Genomic DNA, 3,213 nt, shown 5'->3' on the forward strand with positions numbered 1-3,213 from the left:
CCTCTCCCGACCCCTGCTGACGCAGGGGCCACCCTCCCCCGCAGAGGGGGGAGGGGGCGCCCCATCCGGTCGGCCTCGCCGGGGGGGGCTGAAACGCACGCCGCCCGCGCATCCCTCCCCCCCCTGCGGGGGAGGGGGGCCCCCGAAGGGGGGCGGGAGAGGGGGGCGCCGGTGCAGGAAGAGGCTGGGGTCCTCACCACGCGCTCCGGTCCGGCGGGGGCCGCGCTCCCCTCTCCCTACCCCTGCTGGCGCAGGAGCCACCCTCCCCCGCAGAGGGGGGGAGGTGGCGCCACATCCGGTCGGTCTCGCCCGGGGGGGCTGCAACGGACCCCTCTGGCGAGGAGGGTGGCCTCTGCGTCAGCAGGGGTCGGGAGAGAGGAGGGGGGCGTCCGGAGGAGCGGAGCCGGTGGTGAGGACCCCAGCCTCGTCCTGTACCGGCGCTCCCCTCTCCCGAGCCCCTTCGGGGGCCACCCTCCCCCGCAGGGGGGGGAGGGATGCGCGGGCGGCGTGCGTTTCAGCCCCCCCCGGCGAGGCCGACCGGATGGGGCGCCCCCTCCCCCCTCTGCGGGGGAGGGTGGCCCCTGCGTCAGCAGGGGTCGGGAGAGGGGAGCGCGGCGTCCGGAGGAACGGCGCCCGTGGTGAGGACCCCAGCCTCGTCCTGCCCCGGCGCTCCCCTCTCCCGACCCCCTTCGGGGGCCCCCCTCCCCCGCAGGGGGGGGAGGGATGCGCGGGCGGCGTGCGTTTCAGCCCCCCCCGGCGAGGCCGACCGGATGGGGCGCCCCCTCCCCCCTCTGCGGGGGAGGGAGGCCCGGGCATGGCCCGGGCCAGGGAGACGGGACGGTGGGCGCGGAGGGAACGGCCGCCCGTGAGCGGAGCGGAGGCCGTGGCGGGCCCCCCCCCCCGGCGCCCCGGCCAGCCCTCGCGGCCCCCCCTCGCCCCTAGGCCGCGCGGTCTGGCCGCCGGCCGCGCTCCCGCGCTTCGCCGGCACCTCCGGGGTGGGGGCGACCCCGTGGTGTAGCGGAATCGGCTACGGCCATGTCAAGCGTCTCCCAGCGCCCGCCGTCAGCGGCGCCTCCCTCGCGTCGTCGCCCCCCGCCGGGCCTGCCCATGCTCACGCCGGGGCTTCCCTCCCCCGCAGAGGGGGGGAGGGGGCGCCCCATCCGGGCGGGCTCGCCGGGGGGGGGCTGAAACGCACGCCGCCCGCGCCTTCCTCCCCCGCGGAGGGGGGAGGGGGCGCCCCATCCGGTCTGCTTCGCCAGGGGGGCTGAAACGCGCGCCGTGTTCCGTGGCGGTCGCCGGATCCGCTACGGCCCCCGCCGCATTGGTAGACTTTCCTGGAGGATCGAGATGGGTCTCGCCGCGTTCGTGTTCTTCGTCGTCCCTTGGATGCTCCTGGCGGCGTGGCTGTTCCGCCTGCCGGCGGCGTTGCGCATGGGCGTCCCGCCGACCCCCTGGCGTCCGCTCACCGACTTCCCCGCGCCCCCGCGCGACCAGCGGACGGAGGTCAACCCCCACAATTCCGGCACCGGCGACGGCGCGGGTCCCACGGGGGGCGACAAGCACACGCCCTACGCGGCCAACTGAGGCCGGCGCCTCAGTACTCGTCTTCCATCGCCCGGGCGGGCGCCCGGCCCCGTCCGCCCTTGCGGGCGGAGCCGGCGCCGATGCCGGCCACGAGGTCGGCGATGTGGCGCAGGGTCTCGACCTGCAGCACCTTCTCGCCCTCGCCCCGCCCCTGCGGGATGAGGGCGCGGGCGAAGCCGAGCTTCTGCGCCTCCTTCAGCCGGGCGCCGGCCTGGGCCACGGGGCGGATCGCCCCCGACAGGCCGATCTCGCCGAAATACACCGTCTCCGCCGGCAGCACCGCCCCCGAGAGGGACGAGACCAGGGCGGCGGCCACCGCGAGGTCGGCCGCCGGCTCGATCACCCGCAGGCCCCCCGCGACGTTCAGGTAGACGTCGTGGCTCCCGAGCCGGATGCCGGCATGGGCCTCCAGCACCGCGAGCACCATCGAGAGGCGGTTCGGGTCCCAGCCCACCACCGCCCGCCGGGGCATGCCGAGGGAAGAGGGGGCCACGAGCGCCTGGATCTCCACGAGCAGGGGCCGCGTGCCCTCCATCCCGGCGAAGACGGCGGTGCCCGCCGCCTGCTGGTCGCGGCCCGCCAGGAACAGGGCGGAGGGGTTGGGCACCTCCGAGAGGCCGGCATCGGTCATCTCGAACACGCCGATCTCGTCGGTGGGGCCGAAGCGGTTCTTCACCGCCCGCAGGATGCGGAAATGGTGCCCCTGGTCGCCCTCGAAGGAGGCGACCGCATCGACCATGTGCTCCACCACCCGGGGCCCGGCGATCTGCCCGTCCTTGGTGACGTGGCCGACGAGGATCACCGCGGTGCCGGTGGTCTTGGCGAAGCGGATCAGCGCCTGGGCGGACGAGCGCACCTGCGTGACCGTGCCGGGGGCCGATTCGACGGTCTCGGTCCACATGGTCTGGATCGAATCGATCACCGCCAGCGCCGGGGGTTTGCCCTGGCTCAGGGTCTCCACGATGTCCTCGACGTTGGTCTGGGCGGCGAGCTGCACGTCGGCCTGGGCGAGGCCGAGGCGCTCGGCCCGCAGCCGCACCTGCCCCACCGCCTCCTCGCCGGAGATGTAGGCGACGCCGGCCCCCTGCCGGGCCATGGCGGCGGCGGCCTGCATCAGCAGGGTCGACTTGCCGATGCCGGGGTCGCCGCCGAGCAGGATCACCGAGCCACGCACGAAGCCGCCGCCGGTCACCCGGTCGAGTTCGTTGATTCCGGAGGGGCTGCGGGGGGCCTCCTTGGCCTCCCCGGTCAGGCCCTCCAGGGGGAAGATCCGGCCCCGGGCGCGGGAGGGCCGCGTCGCGGCGGGGCCGGACTGGGCGGGGCCGGCCCCGGTCTCCTCCTGGATCGTGTTCCAGCCGTCGCAGGCCTCGCAGCGCCCGCGCCAGCGGTTGTAGACCGCCCCGCAGGACTGGCAGACGAAGGTCTGGTGGATCTTGGCCATTCCGTTTCGACCTCTTCCGCCCGCCGAGCCTCGTCTCCCAACCCTCCCCGTCATTGCGAGCGCAGCGAAGCAATCCAGGGATGCGCCAGGGTTCGGGAATGTCCCGCTGCCCTGGGTTGCTTCGCTGCGCGCGCAATGACGGAGGTGGCTGTCCCTGTCCGGACAGCTTCTCAGGATGATGGGGTGGA

General features: G+C 75.8%; 2 protein-coding genes. One reads left to right on the plus strand and one right to left on the minus strand.

The features are described from left to right. Positions 1–1,347 precede the first annotated feature (1,347 nt). The gene (locus MKK53_RS25285; protein WP_243931908.1) at positions 1,348–1,584 is read left to right on the plus strand and encodes a hypothetical protein; all 237 of its coding nucleotides are present in this window, start codon (positions 1,348–1,350) and stop codon (positions 1,582–1,584) included. A 10-nt stretch (positions 1,585–1,594) separates the two neighbouring features. On the opposite strand, the gene radA is transcribed toward MKK53_RS25285, so the two are convergent. Next, the gene (radA, locus tag MKK53_RS25290) at positions 1,595–3,025 is read right to left on the minus strand and encodes a DNA repair protein RadA (RefSeq protein WP_243931910.1); all 1,431 of its coding nucleotides are present in this window, start codon (positions 3,023–3,025) and stop codon (positions 1,595–1,597) included. Between the last annotated feature and the right edge of the window lie 188 nt (positions 3,026–3,213).

Source organism: Methylobacterium sp. J-076 (genome assembly GCF_022829405.1).
GTDB lineage: Bacteria > Pseudomonadota > Alphaproteobacteria > Rhizobiales > Beijerinckiaceae > Methylobacterium.

Coding starts and splice junctions, on each gene's coding strand:
- radA (WP_243931910.1), bottom strand. CDS start 3,025: ATGGCCAAGATCCACCAGACCTTCGTCTGCCAGTCCTGCGGGGCGGTC.
- MKK53_RS25285 (WP_243931908.1), top strand. CDS start 1,348: ATGGGTCTCGCCGCGTTCGTGTTCTTCGTCGTCCCTTGGATGCTCCTG.